This is a genomic window from Aureimonas sp. AU12, from assembly GCF_001463705.1.
GTDB lineage: Bacteria > Pseudomonadota > Alphaproteobacteria > Rhizobiales > Rhizobiaceae > Aureimonas.
This window is the reverse complement of record NZ_BBWH01000017.1, coordinates 1-15852: the sequence shown is the minus strand read 5'-3', so window position 1 is coordinate 15852 and position 15852 is coordinate 1. Positions and strand designations below refer to the sequence as shown.

Here is a 15852-nt window from a genome sequence, read left to right as displayed (position 1 = left end):
ACCGTTCAGTTCACTCTTGACGCATGACGGCGAACTCGCGAGAAGTCAACCGCACACGGGCTCGCACCACACAACGCCTCGTCACGAAAGTCTCGCATGGATCCTCGGTCAACGAGAGCGCCGACAGGTTCGAGATCGCCGGATGCCGAGATCGGCGGGCTCGACGCCGGGACTGGCACAGCCGGACCGGACCGGACCAACCCGAAGGTGCGACAGGTGCTCGACGCCGCGCGGATCCTGTTTCTCGAGCAGCCCTACGATTCCGTCAGCACCGATGCGATCGCGCGGCAGGCCGGCATCTCGAAGGCGACGCTCTACGTGCATTTCCCCAGCAAGGAGATGCTCTTCGCCACGCTCGTCACCGACCAGTGCCGCGGGATCGAGGGCGACATCTGGTCGGCCGACCGCTCCGGCGACGGCGTCGAGACGGTGTTGCGCGCGATCGCGCGCAATTTCATGGCGATGCTGGCGGGCCCGGAGGCCATCGCCCTCTACCGGACGATCGTCGCGCAGGTGCCGCGCTTTCCCGAGCTCGGCCATGCCTTCCACGAGGCGGGCCCCAAGCAGCTGCAGGGCCGGATCGCGGCCTTCCTCGCGGGCGCATCGGATCGCGGCGAGATCGACGTTCCCGACCCCGCGCTCGCCGCGGTGCAGTTCCTGCAGGTCGTCGCCGCCGACATTCCGATGCGGGGCCTTCTCGGGCTGAAGGCGCCGACGCCGGATCAGGTCGACGAGACGATCGAGAGCGGCATCCGCCTCTTCATGAGGGCGCACCGGCCCCGTCCGACGGATTGAGGCCGGACCCCCGCCTCACTCGCCGAAGAGAGTGGAGAGCGGCAGTTCCGGCTTGTCGATGGGTGTGCGCAGGACGATGTAGCTGAAATACTTGTTGATGCCGATGTTGCGGTCGATCAGCGTCTCGATCACGTCCTGGTAGTGCGGCAGGCCGCGCGTCACGAACTTCACGAGATAGTCGTAGCCGCCGCTGACGAGGTGGCACTCCATCGCCTCCTCGACGCCGCGCAGCGCCTGCTCGAAGCGCTGGAAATAATCGCGCGTGTGGCCGTTGAGGGTGATCTCGGTAAACACCGTCACCGTCTCGCCGAGTTTGGGCAGCGCCACATGTGCGCCGTAGCCGGTGATGTAGCCCGCCTGCTCCAGCCGCTTGACGCGCATGAGGCAGGGGCTCGCCGACAGGCCCACGGCATCGGCGAGGGTGACGTTGGTCATCCTCGCGTTCTTCTGCAATTCCGCGAGGATCTTCATGTCGATCCGGTCGAGCTTGAGGGTCGGCTGGCTCACGGCGCTGATCTCACTGGTTCGCCGGCACGGGCGGTCCCCGATGCCGGACGGCACTCTCTCCCATACCCAAGTTCGCGCGCCGCCGCGAGGCGACGGCTCGGCTCCTAGCCCAGCGCCTGGTTGGTGAGGCCGAACACCTTGGCCGGGCCGCTCGCCGGGGCCGCGCCGCGGGTCATCTGCACGACGCGGTCGACCTGCTGCAGGCCGGTGCCCTCGATGAAGTCGATCATCGCGCCAGCCGTCTGCGGCGTGTCGATGCGCAGGAAGGCGCCGGCATGCTCGCGCACGAAGGGCGCGGCGAGCGCCGCGGCATCCTCGGCCGACGCGGCGATGATCGGCCCCACGACATGGCCGCGGCCGAAGGCGCGGCAGACGGCGAAGCCGGTCACGGTGCCGCCCTCCTCGATCACCACGACCTTGCCGACGCCGGCCAGCGCGGCCAGCATATGGCTGCGGTCGCCGCCCGTCGCCTCGCGGTCGAGCCGCTCGATGGCGGCGCGGTCCTGCGCGCCGGCGGGGCGCGCACGCGCGTCCTTGGGTAAGCCCTCCACCGACGCGGTGCCCTGATACTGGGTGATCGTGCCGGTGGCGCGAAACCCTTCGGATTCGTAGAGGCGCTGCCCGGCGGCGGTGGCGACAAGGCGGATGGTGCGCGAACCCGCCGCCGCGAAGATCTCGCGCATCAGGCGCCGGCCGGTGCCCTTGCCCTGCAGGCGCGGCGAGACGATCACCATGCCGATCGTCGCCAGCCCTTCGCCGAAGGGCCACCACATGGCCGAGCCCATGACGCGCCCGCCCTCGTCCGCCGCCACCAGCCCGTGGCCCACCGCATGAACGAGGCGCCAGTCGTCGGGCCGGTGCGGCCAGCGCACCTCCACCGACAGGCCGTGGACGGCGTCGATGTCGGCGGCCTCCATCGGGCGGATCGTGGTGAGGTCGATGCTGGTGCTCGTCATCGTCTGGGCTTCCATGGGGTGCGGCCGGACATCTGGTGGGGCAGGGTCTTCGAGAAGGGCTTCGGGGTCGGCGCTTTGCGGCTCAGAATTCGATGAGGACGCTCTTGTGGCGAAGGTTCGCGATCACCGCCTCGCGCCCGAGATCCTTGCCGATCCCCGAACGCTTGAAGCCCCCCGTCGGGATGACGAAGTCGGCGGTGCGCCCGTAGCGGTTGATCCAGACCGTGCCGGCCTGAACCGCCCGCATCGCCCGCATCGCGCGGCCGAGATCGGCGGTGTGGACGCCAGCGCAGAGCCCATAGTCGGGGTGGTCGGCGAGCGCGATCCCCTCCGCCTCGCCGTGGAAGCTCTGGACGGTGAGCACCGGCCCGAAGATCTCCTCGTGCGCGGCGGGCATGTCGGGCGTGACGCCGATGAGGATCGTCGGCTCGTAGAAGGCTCCGTCCCCCTGCCCCGCCATTGGCCGCCCGCCGGTCAGCGCGGTGGCGCCGGCCTTCAGCGTGCGCTGGACGATGTCGTCGATGCGCTCCATCTGCCGGCGCGAGACGATCGGGGCGAAGCCCGTCGCGGCATTCCAGGTGACGCCCGGCCGCACCGCCTCGAACCGCTTCACGAGGTTGGCGAGGAGCGCGTCGTGGACGCCCGCCTCGACGATGAGCCGCGAGCCGGCGACGCAGACCTGACCGGCATTATAGAGGATAGAGCCCGCGACGTGACCGGCGGTCCGGTCGATGTCGGGAATGTCGGCGAAGACGAGCTGCGGGCTCTTGCCGCCGAGTTCCAGCGTCAGCGGCTTGACGCCGGACGCCGCCGAGGCTGCCATGATCGCCGCGCCCGTCGCGGTCGATCCGGTGAAGGAGATCTTGCCGATGCGCGGATGGCGGCAGAGCGCATCGCCGGTGGTGCGCCCGTCGCCCTGCACGACGTTGAAGAGACCGGCGGGAAGGCCGGCCTCAACCGCGAGTTCGGCAAGGCGCACGGTGGAGAAGGGCGTCATTTCCGAGGGTTTGACGACGACGGCATTGCCGGCCGCCATCGCCGCCCCGGCCTTCCACGAGACCATGGAGAGCGGGAAGTTCCACGGGGTGATCGCCGCGACGACGCCGTAGGGCTCCGACACCACGAGCCCGAGATGCTCGTGGCGCGTCGCCGCGACCTCGCCGCCGAGCTTGTCGCAATATTCGGCGAAGAAGCGGAAGGCCTCGGCCGTCGAGGGCACGTCGTAGGCCATCGCGTCGGTGATCGGCCGTGTCGAGGACAGCGCCTCGAGCCGCCCGAGTTCGACGCCGTTCGCCTCGATATGGTCGGCGAAGCGGCGCATGAGGCGGGCGCGCTCGCGCGGTGCCATCGTGCCCCAGCCGCTGGCGCGCTGCGCCTCTGCGGCGTTTTCGACGGCGCGGTCCACCGTGGCGGCGTCGGCGATCGGCAGGTCGGCGATCCCCGACGCGTCGGAGGGACGCGCGACCGCGATCGTCTCGCCGGCGCCCATGACAAGCTCGCCGTCGATAAAGTGCCCGCTGGGAATGCGGACGGCGGCCGGGTCGAAGGAGAGCGCCGTGTCCATCAATGCCCCGCCGCCCAGTGTGCGAGCGCCTGTGGGCTCTCGCGGCCTTCGAACATGTCGGCGATGCGCTCGCCCAGAAGCGGGCCGAACTTGAACATCTGCCCGTCGCAGTCGGTGACGACGAGGCCCCGCCCGCCCGCCACCAGCCTGAACCGGCGCTCGGGCGCCAGGATGTAGTAGCCGAGCTGGATGCGGATCGGCCGATAGGCCTCGATCTCGCGGAAATAGGGGGCGAACGGCGCGAGGATGATCTTCGACTCCGTCTCGATATCGCTCTCGAAGCCCTCGACGTCGAGCCGGGCGCGGCGACGATGGGCGCTGTAGCCGATCTTCAGGCCGGCCCCGCGCCGGTCGGGCAGCGTGTAGCCGGTGGCGTCGCCCAGCGTCACGATGGCGGGCGCCTCGCGCCAGGACTGCACGTACTCCGCCGGCGGCTCGACATAGAGCAGCGCCTGCCGGTAAGCCGGCGCCTCGCCGTGATGCTCCGGCATCAGGCCGGGTAGCCAGGCTCCGGCGGCGACGAGGAGGTGGTCGCCCGAGATTTCCGAGCCGTCCTCGCGCCAGGCCAGGCCCCGTTCGGGATCGACGCGGGCGATGCGGGTGTTCTCCTCCAGCCGCGCGCCCCTGGCCCGCAGCCAGTCGGCGAGCCCGGCGACGATGCGGTCGGCAAAGAGCGGCCCGGCCGGCGCGGCGACGACACCCCAGGCGCCCTCGGGCAGCGTCAGGTGCGGCAGCGCCGCCTCGACGCCGTCGCGGTCGAGCACCTCGTGGTTTAGGCCGGCCTCGCGGAAGCTCGCCAGCGTCTTGGCGGCGTAGTCGCCCTCCTCGAGCGAGATCGCGATGGCGCCCGTGTCCTCGAAATGCGCCTCGCCGAGATCGTCCCACACCCGGTCCCAGGCCTCGAAGGCGGGCGCCACCATGCGGGCATAGCCGGTGGCCGCGCCGTAATGGGGTCGGATCATCCGGTGCCGGTCGACCGAGGCGCCGCGCGGATGCGGGATCGGCCCCTGGTCGATCACATGCACGTCGAAGCCTCGCTTGACGAAGGCGCGGGCCGTGGACAGGCCGACGATCCCGCCTCCGACGATGACGACACGGCTCATGGGAAACTCCTGACGAGGGATATGGGACGCGAACGCCCGAGACGCCGAGTGGGCGCCCAGGCGCCGCGGTTCAGGCCGGGCGGTGGATGGCGTAGACCTTGGCGACGGGTTCGCGGCTGTCCCAGGAACAGTGCGCCCCGGCCTCGACGAAGAAGACGTCGCCCTTGGCGAAGGTCTGAGACCGGCCGCTCTCGTCGACGAAGGTGACGGAGCCCTCCAGGAGATGCATCAGCTCGTGATGCCGGTAGAGCATCGACTTGCGAAAGTAGGGCGTCGAATCCCAGACGCCGCAGACGAACTCGCCGTCGCCCGAGAGATAGTCGGTGTGGCTGCGGCAGCTCGGCGTTTCGCCGACGAGAAGCTCGGCGAGCGGCGGCTTCGACGCCGTCAGCGCCGCCGCCCTGTCGATGGCGACGATCGCGGGCGCCTCGCCCCCACCCACGTCGGCACCGCCGCCGGGATAACTGACGACGACGAGCGTGGTATCGCGGGCCGCGCTCCAGGCGAAGCGCGCGCCCTTGGTCAGAACGAAGCTCGCATCCTCGCCGAACGGGTGCGGGATGCCGTCATCCGAGGTCAGCGCGATCTCGCCCTCGAGGACAATCGCGAACTCGTCGGCCGCAAGCGCCTCCACCGCGCCAGATCCAGCGGGCAGGCGAACCAAGAAGACGCCGACCGCACCATCGGCCATCGGCAGGCGGCGGCGGGCCGCGACGAACGCATCGCCGGCGGCGGGCGTCTCGGCGGCGGGCGTCTCGGCGGCGAAGCGGCGCAGGTCGTAAAAGGTGCGCAGCTCCGCGTGGGTCTCGGCGGTCGCGCTCACAGGCCGAGCAGCCCGGGGAGGCCGCGAAGATCGGCGATCTCGTCGGTCGAGTAGTGAGGGTTCGAGGGCTCGTGGCCGCGATTGACGAAGACGCGCCGTCCGAAGCGCATGTCGTGCGCCGTCATCAGGTCGTAGCGGAACGAGGAGGAGCAGTGCATCACCTCCTCCGGCCGGGCGCCGAGCGCATCGAGCATATATTCGAAGCCCTTCATCTGCGGCTTGTAGGCGCCGGTCTCCTCGGCGGTGATGACCTTGTGGAACGGCGCGCCGAGCTTCTCGATCGAGGGCGGGATGAGGTCGATCATCGAGTTGGTGAGGCCGACCACGGGGATCTCCCTGGCGATGCGCGCCAAGGCCTCCGGCACGTCCGGATGCGGGCCCCAGGTCGGCACGGTCGCGTAGACCGTGTCGATGTCGCTGTCGCGGTAGTCGACGCCGTTCAGCCGGCAGGTGCGGACCAGCGCGTTGGCGACGACCTCCTTGTAGGGCTTGAAGGCGCCGAGCACCTCGTCGAGCCGGAAGGCGGAGAAGTCGGCGATGAACCGGTCCATCGCGTCCGGCGCGACGCGGTCGGCGTAGAGGGCGCGGGCGACGGGAGCCATCTGGAAATAGACGAGCGTCCCGTAGCAGTCGAAGGTGATGAACTTGGGGCGGGCCATGGAGAACTCCGGGGAAGAACGGGCCGGGACGCCGCCGCCCCGATGCCTTGTCAGACTAACCGCCTGGGCCGACAGACGACGCTGGGTTTGCCGGCGTGCCCGGCGCGATCCTGCCGTTGGCATCGCCCGGTGCGGCAGGACATGCCGCGGCCGGCGGCACCGCCTGGCCGCGGACAACGCCGCCGTCGGCGCGCGCGGCAGGCTCTGCCGTTCCGGCCCGCCGCGACGCGGCCGATCGCGTGTTCCGGCCGCGCACGAACGGGCGATCTTGCCGGTGTCCCCAGTCTAGAATGAGTCTCGCAACCGCCGCTGAGGCGGGTCAGGCTTTGGCCAAGGAGAGCTCCCCCTCGTGACAACACCCCGCTTCAGGCGCGTCGCGGAGACACAGCGCCCCGCGATCACGATCGAGGTGGACGGCGTCGCCGTCCGGGCGCTGGCGGGCGACACGCTGATGGTCGCCGTGCTGACGAACGGCGGCACGCTGCGCCGGTCGGAGTTTGCCGACGGGCCGCGCGCCGGCTTCTGCCTGATGGGCGCCTGCCAGGACTGCTGGATGTGGACCCCGGACGGCGAGCGCCTGCGCGCCTGCACGACATCCGCGACGGATGGCCTTCGCGTCGTCACCACCCAGCCCCCGGAGGCGTCATGGCCGATCCCAGCGTAATCGTGGTGGGCGCCGGCCCCGCCGGCATGCGCGCCAGCGAGCGCCTCGTCCTCGCCGGCCTGCGCCCGATCGTCATCGACGAGGCGCGGGTTTCGGGCGGGCAGATCTACCGCCGCCCGCCCGAGGGGCACCGCCGTTCGCCCGAAGCGCTCTACGGATTCGATGCCGCCCGCGCCCGCGCGCTGCACGGCAGCTTCGACGCGCTGGCCGGCGCGATCGACTACCGGCCGGAGACGCTCGCCTGGGCCCTGCGCGACGACACGCTCCACACCGTCCGCGACGGGGTGGCCGAGGCGCTGCGCTTCGACGCGCTCATCCTCGCGACGGGCGCGACCGACCGGCTGCTGCCGCTGCCGGGCTGGACGCTGCCGGGCTGCTATTCGCTCGGCGGCGCGCAGATCGCGCTGAAGGCGCAAGGCTGCGCCGTCGGCTCGCGCGTCGTCTTCCTCGGCACCGGGCCGCTCCTTTATCTCGTCGCCCATCAATACGCCAAGGCCGGCGTCGCGGTCGCCGCCGTGCTCGACACCTCGCCCTTCGGTGCGCAGGTGAAAGCCTTGCCGCGCCTGGCCGCCCGGCCCGAGTTCCTCGCCCGCGGGCTCTGGTTCCGCGCCATGCTGGCGGCGCGGCGGGTGCCCGTCCACAACGGCGTGGTGCCACTGGCGGTGGAGGGCACGCAAGGCGTCTGCGCCCTTCGCTGGCGCGACGAAGCCGGGGCCGAGCATGTGACGGAAGGCGACGCGGTGGCGATGGGCTATCACCTTCGCTCCGAGACCCAGCTCGCCGACCTCGCCGGCTGCCCCTTCGTCTTCGACGCCCGCACGAAGAGCTGGCGCCCCGAGGCCGACCGCGACGGGCGCAGCCCGCGCGCCGGCGTCTATCTCGCCGGCGACGGCGTGCGCATCCTCGGCGCCGACGCCGCCGAGACCGCCGGCACGCTCGCCGCGCTGGCAGTGCTCGCCGATCATGGGCTGGAGGCGGCCGAGTTCGAGCGCGACGTTCTACGTGCGCGGATCGTCGCCATGGAGCGCTTCCGCGACGGGCTGGCGCAGGCTTTTCCCTGGCCGGCGCATCTGGCGCGGGGAGTGGCGGACGACACGATCCTCTGCCGCTGCGAGGCGATTACCGCCGGCGAGCTGCGCGAGGCCGCACGGGCCAAGGGCGCGCCGGAGCTGAACCGCGCCAAGGCGCTGTCGCGCATCGGCATGGGCCGCTGCCAGGGTCGCTTCTGCGGCTCGGCCGCCGCCGAGATCCTGGCGGACGCCGCCGGCTCGACGCTGGAGGATGCCGGGCGGCTGCGCGGGCAGGCGCCGGTCAAGCCGATCTCGATCGCGACGCTCACCATGGATGAGGGAGAGCCGGCATGAACCGCTCCGACGTCGTCATCGTCGGCGGCGGCATCATGGGATGCGCCTCCGCCTTCTTCCTGCGCCGACGCGGGCTGTCGGTGACGCTGATCGAGCGCGGCCTGACCGGCCAGCAGGCGAGCGGCACCAATTTCGGCAATGTCCGCCGGCAGGGGCGCTACCTGCACCAGCTGCCGCTCGCCAACCGGGCGCGCGAGATCTGGGGCCGGCTTCCCGAGCTGATCGGCGAGGATTGCGAGTTCGTCGCCTCGGGGCACCTGCGCGTCTGCTACACGCCGGACCAGGCGGCCAGGCTGGAAGCCTATGCGCGGGACGCCAGCGCCTACGGGCTCGACCTCGAGATGATCAGCGCCAACGCGCTGCGCCATCGCTTTCCCTATATCGGCCGCGAGGCGATCGCCGGCTGTTTCGCGCCCGTGGACGGCCATGCCAACCCGCGCCTCACCGCCCCCGCCTTCGGCCGCGCCGCGGTGCGCGCCGGGGCGCGGCTGGAGGAGGGCACGGAGGTTCTCGGCATCGAGCGCGACGGCGAGGACTTTCGTGTCGCGACCCGCGAGCGCGGCGAGTTCCGCGCGCCCGTCGTGCTGGTGACGGCGGGCGCCTGGGGCAACCGGCTGTCCTCGACCTTCGGCGAGCCGGTGCCGCTCTCGGTGCACGGACCGCAGATGGCGGTGACGGAGCCCCTGCCCTACCGGATCGAGCCGACCTTCGGCGTCTCGACGCCGCATGTCCACGAGACCGTCTACTTCCGGCAGGTGAAGCGCGGCAACATCGTCTATGGCGGCTCGACGCGCGGGCCCGCCTCGAACGAGACCAACCGCGCCGCCGTGCTGCCGGAGAACATCCTCGGCCAGTTTGCCCAGATGCGCCGGGTGATTCCGGCGCTCGCCCGCGTCGCCATCATCCGCACCTGGAGCGGGGTCGAGAGCTACCTGCCCGACGACGTGCCGGTCATGGGGCCGAGCGCCACGACGCCGGGCCTCTTCTACGCCTTCGGCTTCTGCGGCGCCGGCTTCCAGATCGGGCCGGGGGTCGGCGACGTGATGGCCGAACTCATCGCCACCGGCGCCACCACGACGCCGATCGAGCCCTATTCGATCGCCCGCTTCGCCGCTCCCGCCGAAAGCCCGACGCCATGACCCTTGTCGCCTACAAGTCTGACCCGGTGCGCGGCGCCGTCTGGCACGAGGTGTTCCGGAACGAAGCCCCCGAGCTGACGCTGGTCGACTGGGACGGGGACGCACGCGCGCGAGACTCGGCCTATCTCGTCGCCTGGCAGCCGCCGGCCGCCCTGCCGGAAGGGATGCCGCGCCTCGAGGCGCTGTTCTGCATCGGCGCGGGGATCGACCACCTGCCCTTCGCCGAGATCCCGGCGGCCGTTCATGTGGTTCGCATGGTGGATCCCGACCTGACGCGCTCCATGGTCGAGTACGTCGTCATGGCCATCCTCATGTTGCACCGGGACATGCCCGATTATCTCGCCGACCAGGCCGCCGGGCGCTGGCAGGCGCGGCCGGTGCGGCGCGCCGCGGACCGGCGCGTCGGCATCATGGGGCTCGGCGTGATGGGACAGGCCGCCGCCGTTGCGCTTCAAGCCATGGGCTTTGCCGTGCGCGGCTGGAGCGCATCGCGCAAGGTGCTGGATGGCATCGCCTGCTTTGCGGGAGACGGCGAGCGCGCGGCGTTCCTGGCGGACATCGACATCCTCGTCTGCCTCTTGCCGCTGACCCCCGCGACGCGCGGCATCCTCGATGCCGGGCTGTTCGCCGGTCTCGCTCCCGGCGCCGGCCTCGTCAATGCCGGGCGCGGCGCGCATCTCGTCGAGGCCGACCTCCTGGTGGCGCTGGACAGCGGCCGGATCCGTGCCGCGGTGCTCGACGTCCTCGCCGAGGAGCCGCCGATGCCGGACCACCCGCTGCTGCACCATCCCCGCATCATCGCCACGCCCCACATCGCCAGCGCCACGCACCCGGCGGGCGCGGCCCGTCAGGTCATCGCCGGCATCCGGGCCCATCGTGCGGGCCGGCCGATCGACAACCTCGTGGATCGCAGCCAGGGCTACTGATCAGGCGGCCTCGGCGCCGAACGTCTCCCTGCGGGAGGCGTTGGCCTTCTCGAGCGTGCGCACGGGATCGCCGAAATGGCGTTCGAGTTCGCGCATCGCGGCCGCCTTGTCGTCGCCGGCGATGAGATCGGCCAACAACTGGTGCTCCTCGACGAGCACCTCGTTCTGGCGGTAGCCGCCCATCAGCATCTGCAGGCAGAGCCGTGTCTCGGCCTGCAGCGTGGCGAAGGAGCGCGACAGACGCTCGCTGCCGGCCTCGTCGACGATGCGGCGATGAAAGCGCATGTCGAGATCGGCGATGAGCAGCCAGTCCTGGCGCTCGAGCGCCTGCGTCATCTCGTGGGCGATCGTGGTGAGGTCGGCGACCACGGAGCGTCGGTCGGCCCGGTCCATGATCCGGGCCATCGCCACGAGTTCGAGCGACTTGCGCACGAAGTAGATGTCGAGCAGATCGGCTGGCGAGAGCTCGGGCACAAAGACGCCGCGATGGGGCTCCGAGCGCAGCAGGCCCTCCTGGATCAGGCGCTGCATCGCCTCGCGCACCGGGCCGCGGCTGACGCCGAAGCTCGCGGCCAGCTCCATCTCGTTGAGCTGCGAGCCGAGCGCGAAAGTGCCGTCGAGGATCGAGGCGCGGATCTGGCCGGCGATCTGGCCGGACAGGGTGGTGCGCACGAGGCGCTTGGGGCCCTTCGCCTTCGGGTCGTCGGCAGGTTCAGCCATGGCGGGCGCCGTCTCCTCGTGATCTCGCTGGGATCGTCCCCATCGCCGCAGGAGAGCGGCGCCGCCTACGGGCACCGATGCCCTTCAGGCCAGGGGTCTTGCGCTGCGTCTTCTAATGCAGAACGTCCTGCAGCCGGTAGTAGGCGCCGACGAAAGGCAGGAACCAGGGCCGCCCGAAATGGCCGGGAATGGCCTTCCAGTCGAGGCCCGCGAAAGGATTGCGCTCGGCCCGCCCGTCGAGCACCTCGGCCATGACGGTGCCCATGTGGGTCGCCATCTGCGTGCCGTGGCCACTGTAGCCCATCGAATAGAACAGGCCGTCGCGCTCGCCCGCGCGCGGCAGGCGGTCGGCGGTCATGTCGACGACGCCGCCCCAGCAATAGTCGATGCGCGCGTCGCGCAGCTGCGGGAAGGTGGCATTGAGCGCGCGGCGCAGCACCTTGCCGCTCTTCTCGTCCGACAGCGGATTGGAGACCGCGAAGCGCGCGCGACCTCCGAAGAGCAGCCGGTCGTCGGGCGTTACGCGGAAATAGGTGCCGACATTCTTCGAATCGGTGGCCATGCGCCGCGTCGGCATCAGCCGGTCCAGCACGTCGCGCGGCAGCGGCTCGGTGACGATCACGAAGGAGCCGATGGGCACGATGCGGCGACGGAACCAGCCGAGCGGCCCGACCATCGAGGCGCCCGTCGCCATCAGCACCTGATCGGCGCGCAGCGTGCCGCGCACCGTCGAGATCTCATGCGCGGCGCCCTCCAGCCGGCGCATGCGGGTGACGGCGCTACGCTCGAAGATGCTGGCGCCGTGGCCTGCCGCGGCCGTGGCCAGCCCCCTCGCGAACTTGCCGACATGCATGCCGGCGCTCTTGCGATAGACGAGGCCGCCGAAGAACCGTTCGGAGCCGACCTCGGAGCCCAGATCCTCGCGGCGCACGAGCATCGTGTCGGGATCGGCATGGCGCGACACCGCCTCGAAGGTGCGCTGCAGCTTGTCGAAATGCTCGGGCTTGGCGGCGAGCTTCAGCTTGCCGGTGCGCCGGAAGTCGCAGGCGATGCCCTCCTCGCCGACGATCCGCTCCACCGTGTCCACCGCCGCGTCGTAGGCATGGTAGAGCGAGGCGGCGCGCTCCTCGCCGAGCAGGGCGGCGGTGGAGCGATAGTCGAGCGCGAAGCCGTTGTTGCACTGGCCGCCGTTGCGCCCCGATGCGGCGCCGCCGACCTCGCCGGCCTCCAGCACCGCGACGCTCGCCCCCTTCTTCGCCAAGGCCAGCGCCGCCGACAGGCCGGTGAAACCGGCGCCGACCACAGCCACGTCGAAGCGGCCGGAGACCGGCGCGTCTATGCCTCCTGTGAAAGGCGGCGCGGTGTCGAGCCAGTAGGATGCGAGCTTCATGGGATCGGGAACCTGTGATGGGCGGGTCGGACCGACAGCCCGACATTCGGCCATCTTCCTCTCAGTTGTAGGATTGTCAACAATAATCCTATGGTGCGCGAAGCGATGTCGCGGGCGTCCTACCGCACGAGCGTCGCGGCAAGGCGCGCCAGCATCGCATCGCAGGCTGCAAGATCACCCAATCCGATCGACTCGTCGGGGCGATGGGCCTGCGTGATGCTGCCGGGACCACAGACGATCGAGGGAATGCCGGCGGCCTGGAAGAGCCCGGCCTCCGTGCCGTAGCTGACGGCCCCGAGCGCCGGCTGTCCCGACAGGCCTTCCGCGAGATAGCGCAGCGGCGCCTCGTCCGGCAGGTCGAGCGCGGGATAGGCCGCCGTGATCTCGCACGCTGCCCGAAGGCTGCGACCGGCCGCCTCGTAGGGGCGCAGGAGCGCGGCGATGCCGGCCTCGACGGCGCGAAGGATCACCATCGGATCGAGGCCGGGCACGGCCCGCGCCTCCCATTCGAGGCGGCAGAGATCGGGCACGATGTTGACCCCGGTGCCCCCGGACACGATGCCGACCTGCAGCGTCGAGGCCGGCGGCTCGAAGAGCGGATGAAACGGCCCGTTCGCACCGTAGTCCCGCCCGAGGTCGCGGATGAGCGCGATGACGTCGGCGGCCAGATGCACGGCGTTGTCGGCGAGATCGGGCCGAGAGGAGTGTCCCGTGCGCCCCCGAACGGTGATGCGCCCGGCGACCTTGCCCTTGTGGCGCAGCACCGGATGGAGATCGGAGGGCTCGCCGACCAGGCAGGCCGTGGGCATGGCGCAGAGGTCCGGCAGGCGCTCGATCATGTGGGGCACGCCGACGCAGCCTATCTCCTCGTCGTAGGACAGCGCCACATGCAGCGGCCGGGCGAGATCCTGCGGCAGGTCGGCGACCCCCGCCAGCACGCAGGCGACGAAGCCCTTCATGTCGGCCGCGCCGCGTCCCACGAACCGATCGCCGGTCCGCCGCAGGCGGAACGGGTCGCCGCTCCAACCCTCGCCTGCCGGCACGACGTCGAGATGGGCCGAGAGGATGAAGCCGGGCACGCCGGGCGGCCCGAAGGTGGCGAAGAGATTGGCCCGGTCACCCTCCGGCCCCGGCAGCACCGTGACGGCGGCGCCGGCGGCCTGGAGGAGATCGTGACAGAAGGCGACGATCTCCCCGTTCGGTGTGCGGCACACGGAGGGAAAGGCGACGAGGCGCTCCAGGATGTCGGCGGTGCGGGACATGGGGCAACTCCGAAATTCTGGCGCGATGGCGACGCGACGGGCGAAACGACCGTACGGTTTGGCGGCGGGCTGACCATCCTCGTTCAGCGTGACCCGCGGACCACTCCTAGCTTGCGTTATGATTGTTGACAATCATACGAAGATGGTGATGATGAATTGTGCCGACGGAAAGCTGCGCAAAAATGCGGCGGTGCGGCAGACCCCCGTCCCGGCCCGCGCCGGCCCGTGCCATCCCGACCGGTGGGCACGGCGAACACGACCCTCGAAATCCGGGCTCCCGAAGGTGGATACGATGTCGAAGCAAGGCGCAGACGCATTCGAGGCCCTGAACCCGCGTGACCGGGTCCAACTGATGGACGCGGTGCGCCGCGGCGCCAATCGCCGCGACGTGCTGGCCATGCTGGGCTTTGCCGGCATGGGCCTGGCGATGGGCGGATCGGTCTTCGCCGGCGCCACCCGCGCGCTGGCCGCCGAGCCCAGGCGCGGCGGCTCGATCCGCGTCGCCAGCTACGCCGCCTCGACGGCCGACACGCTCGACCCCGCCAAGGCCTCCAACGCCTCCGACTACACGCGCTGCAACTTCTTCTACAACGGCCTCTCGCGCATCGACGAGACCGGCACCGCCCAGCCCGAGCTCGCCGAGAGCTTCGAGACCAAGGACGCCAAGGTCTGGGTCTTCAAGCTGCGCACCGGGGTCACCTTCCATGACGGCAAGTCGCTGACCTCGAAGGACGTCCTCTTCTCGCTGAAGCGCCATCTCGATCCCGCGCTCGGCTCGAAAGCGCAGAAGCTCGCCGCGCAGATGGCCGAGATCACCGCCAACGGCGACAGCGAGGTGCAGATCACGCTGAGCGGCCCGAACGCCGACTTCCCGGCGATCCTCGGCACCAGCCAGTTCCTCATCGTGCCCGACGGCACCACCGACTTCACCAGGGGCATCGGCACCGGGCCGTTCAAGGTCGCCGAGTTCCAGCCGGGCGTTCGCACGCTGGCCACCCGCAACGAGAACTACTGGCGCAATTCCGGCCCCCATCTCGACGGCATCGAGTTCTTCGGCCTCGCCGACGAGCAGGCCCGCGTCAACGCCCTGATGTCGGGCGACGTGCAGCTCGCCTCGACGATCAACCCGCGCTCGCTCGCCGCCATCGAGGGCACCGGCGCCTTCGACATCCTGCAGACGAGCGCCGGCAACTACACCAATCTCATCACCCGCCTCGACGAGGGCCCGGGCGCCAACCCCGACTTCGTCCTGGGCATGAAGTCCCTGATGAACCGCGAGCTGATCAAATCGGCGATCTATCGCGGCTATGCCGAGATCGCCAACGACCAGCCGATTCCGGCCTCCAACCGCTTCCATGCCGACCTGCCGCAGCGCGCCTTCGACCCGGAAAAGGCCAGGTTCCACTTCGGAAAGGCCGGCGTTCTCGGCTCCACCATCCCGGTGGTCGCCTCGCCGGCGGCCGACAATTCGGTGGAGATGGCGACGCTGATGCAGCAGGAGGCCGGCAAGATCGGCGTCACGCTCGACGTGCAGCGCGTGCCCTCGGACGGCTACTGGTCGAACTACTGGATGAAGTCGCCGGTAGGCTTCGGCAACATCAACCCGCGCCCGACCGCCGATCTCCTCCTCAGCCTCTTCTTCATGTCGAATGCCGACTGGAACGAGTCGCGCTGGAAGAACGAGCAGTTCGACCAGCTCGTGGTCGGCGCCCGCGCCGAGACCGACGAGGACAAGCGCCGCCAGATGTACCACGATGCGCAGGTGCTCATCCACGAGCAGTCCGGCGTCGTGATCCCAACCTTCATCTCCAACCTCGACGTCCACTCGAAGTCGCTGAAAGGTCTGAAGCCGATGCCGACGGGCGCGATGATGGGCTACGGCTTCGGCGAGTTCGTCTGGCTCGACGCCTGACGCCGAATTCCCCGTCCGATCCGCCGGCCGCCCGCGCCGGCGGATCGCCCCGCCCCTTCTCCCGCCCC

15 protein-coding genes are annotated in these 15852 nt (G+C 70.6%); 6 read left to right on the top strand and 9 right to left on the bottom strand.

Annotated features, from left to right (window positions below; genetic code table 11):
- Positions 1-216 precede the first annotated feature (216 nt).
- Positions 217-795, top strand: coding sequence for a TetR/AcrR family transcriptional regulator (locus AUL33_RS06550; RefSeq protein ID WP_062205487.1), 579 nt, complete (start codon positions 217-219; stop codon positions 793-795).
- A 15-nt stretch (positions 796-810) separates the two neighbouring features.
- Here the strand turns inward: AUL33_RS06550 and AUL33_RS06545 are convergent, their stop codons facing one another.
- The 6 genes from AUL33_RS06545 to AUL33_RS06520 all read right to left on the bottom strand — a co-directional run bounded on the left by AUL33_RS06545 (position 811) and on the right by AUL33_RS06520 (position 6407).
- Complete coding sequence (locus AUL33_RS06545; protein WP_280137798.1) at positions 811-1302, bottom strand: Lrp/AsnC family transcriptional regulator; 492 nt, start codon at positions 1300-1302, stop codon at positions 811-813.
- A gap of 104 nt (positions 1303-1406) precedes the next feature.
- On the bottom strand, positions 1407-2258 hold the full coding sequence (locus tag AUL33_RS06540) for a GNAT family N-acetyltransferase (RefSeq protein WP_192843150.1): 852 nt from the start codon (positions 2256-2258) through the stop codon (positions 1407-1409).
- An 82-nt stretch (positions 2259-2340) separates the two neighbouring features.
- A complete protein-coding gene (locus AUL33_RS06535) occupies positions 2341-3822 on the bottom strand; it encodes an aldehyde dehydrogenase (protein WP_062205529.1) in 1482 nt (493 codons plus the stop codon).
- On the bottom strand, positions 3822-4925 hold the full coding sequence (locus AUL33_RS06530; RefSeq protein WP_062205481.1) for an FAD-binding oxidoreductase: 1104 nt from the start codon (positions 4923-4925) through the stop codon (positions 3822-3824). The genes AUL33_RS06535 and AUL33_RS06530 overlap by 1 nt, the downstream gene beginning before the upstream one ends.
- 70 nt (positions 4926-4995) lie before the next feature.
- Entirely contained in the window at positions 4996-5748 is a 753-nt protein-coding gene (locus AUL33_RS06525; RefSeq protein ID WP_062205478.1) for a cupin domain-containing protein, read from the bottom strand.
- The gene (locus tag AUL33_RS06520) at positions 5745-6407 is read right to left on the bottom strand and encodes a haloacid dehalogenase type II (protein WP_062205476.1); all 663 of its coding nucleotides are present in this window, start codon (positions 6405-6407) and stop codon (positions 5745-5747) included. Before AUL33_RS06520 ends, AUL33_RS06525 begins: the two co-directional genes overlap by 4 nt.
- 349 nt (positions 6408-6756) lie before the next feature.
- Between AUL33_RS06520 and AUL33_RS06515 the strand changes: the two genes are divergently transcribed.
- The 4 genes from AUL33_RS06515 to AUL33_RS06500 are packed head-to-tail and all read left to right on the top strand — an operon-like array spanning position 6757 to position 10500.
- Positions 6757-7071, top strand: coding sequence for a (2Fe-2S)-binding protein (locus AUL33_RS06515; protein ID WP_062205473.1), 315 nt, complete (start codon positions 6757-6759; stop codon positions 7069-7071).
- Entirely contained in the window at positions 7053-8435 is a 1383-nt protein-coding gene (locus AUL33_RS06510; RefSeq protein ID WP_062205471.1) for an NAD(P)/FAD-dependent oxidoreductase, read from the top strand. The genes AUL33_RS06515 and AUL33_RS06510 overlap by 19 nt, the downstream gene beginning before the upstream one ends.
- Positions 8432-9574, top strand: a complete 1143-nt coding sequence (locus tag AUL33_RS06505) for an FAD-binding oxidoreductase (protein ID WP_062205468.1) — start codon at positions 8432-8434, stop codon at positions 9572-9574. The genes AUL33_RS06510 and AUL33_RS06505 overlap by 4 nt, the downstream gene beginning before the upstream one ends.
- Entirely contained in the window at positions 9571-10500 is a 930-nt protein-coding gene (locus AUL33_RS06500; RefSeq protein WP_062205465.1) for a glyoxylate/hydroxypyruvate reductase A, read from the top strand. The genes AUL33_RS06505 and AUL33_RS06500 overlap by 4 nt, the downstream gene beginning before the upstream one ends.
- Here the strand turns inward: AUL33_RS06500 and AUL33_RS06495 are convergent, their stop codons facing one another.
- The 3 genes from AUL33_RS06495 to argE all read right to left on the bottom strand — a co-directional run bounded on the left by AUL33_RS06495 (position 10501) and on the right by argE (position 13872).
- Positions 10501-11220 carry a GntR family transcriptional regulator gene (locus AUL33_RS06495; RefSeq protein ID WP_062205462.1) on the bottom strand — a complete coding sequence of 240 codons (720 nt, stop codon included), beginning with the start codon at positions 11218-11220 and terminating at the stop codon, positions 10501-10503.
- Between the two features lie 112 nt (positions 11221-11332).
- On the bottom strand, positions 11333-12610 hold the full coding sequence (locus tag AUL33_RS06490) for an FAD-binding oxidoreductase (protein WP_062205459.1): 1278 nt from the start codon (positions 12608-12610) through the stop codon (positions 11333-11335).
- 119 nt (positions 12611-12729) lie between these two features.
- Positions 12730-13872 (bottom strand): acetylornithine deacetylase, encoded by a 1143-nt coding sequence (argE, locus tag AUL33_RS06485; protein WP_062205456.1) that lies wholly within the window; start codon positions 13870-13872, stop codon positions 12730-12732.
- Between the two features lie 292 nt (positions 13873-14164).
- Between argE and AUL33_RS06480 the strand changes: the two genes are divergently transcribed.
- Positions 14165-15784 (top strand): ABC transporter substrate-binding protein, encoded by a 1620-nt coding sequence (locus tag AUL33_RS06480; RefSeq protein WP_062205454.1) that lies wholly within the window; start codon positions 14165-14167, stop codon positions 15782-15784.
- Positions 15785-15852: the final 68 nt, after the last annotated feature.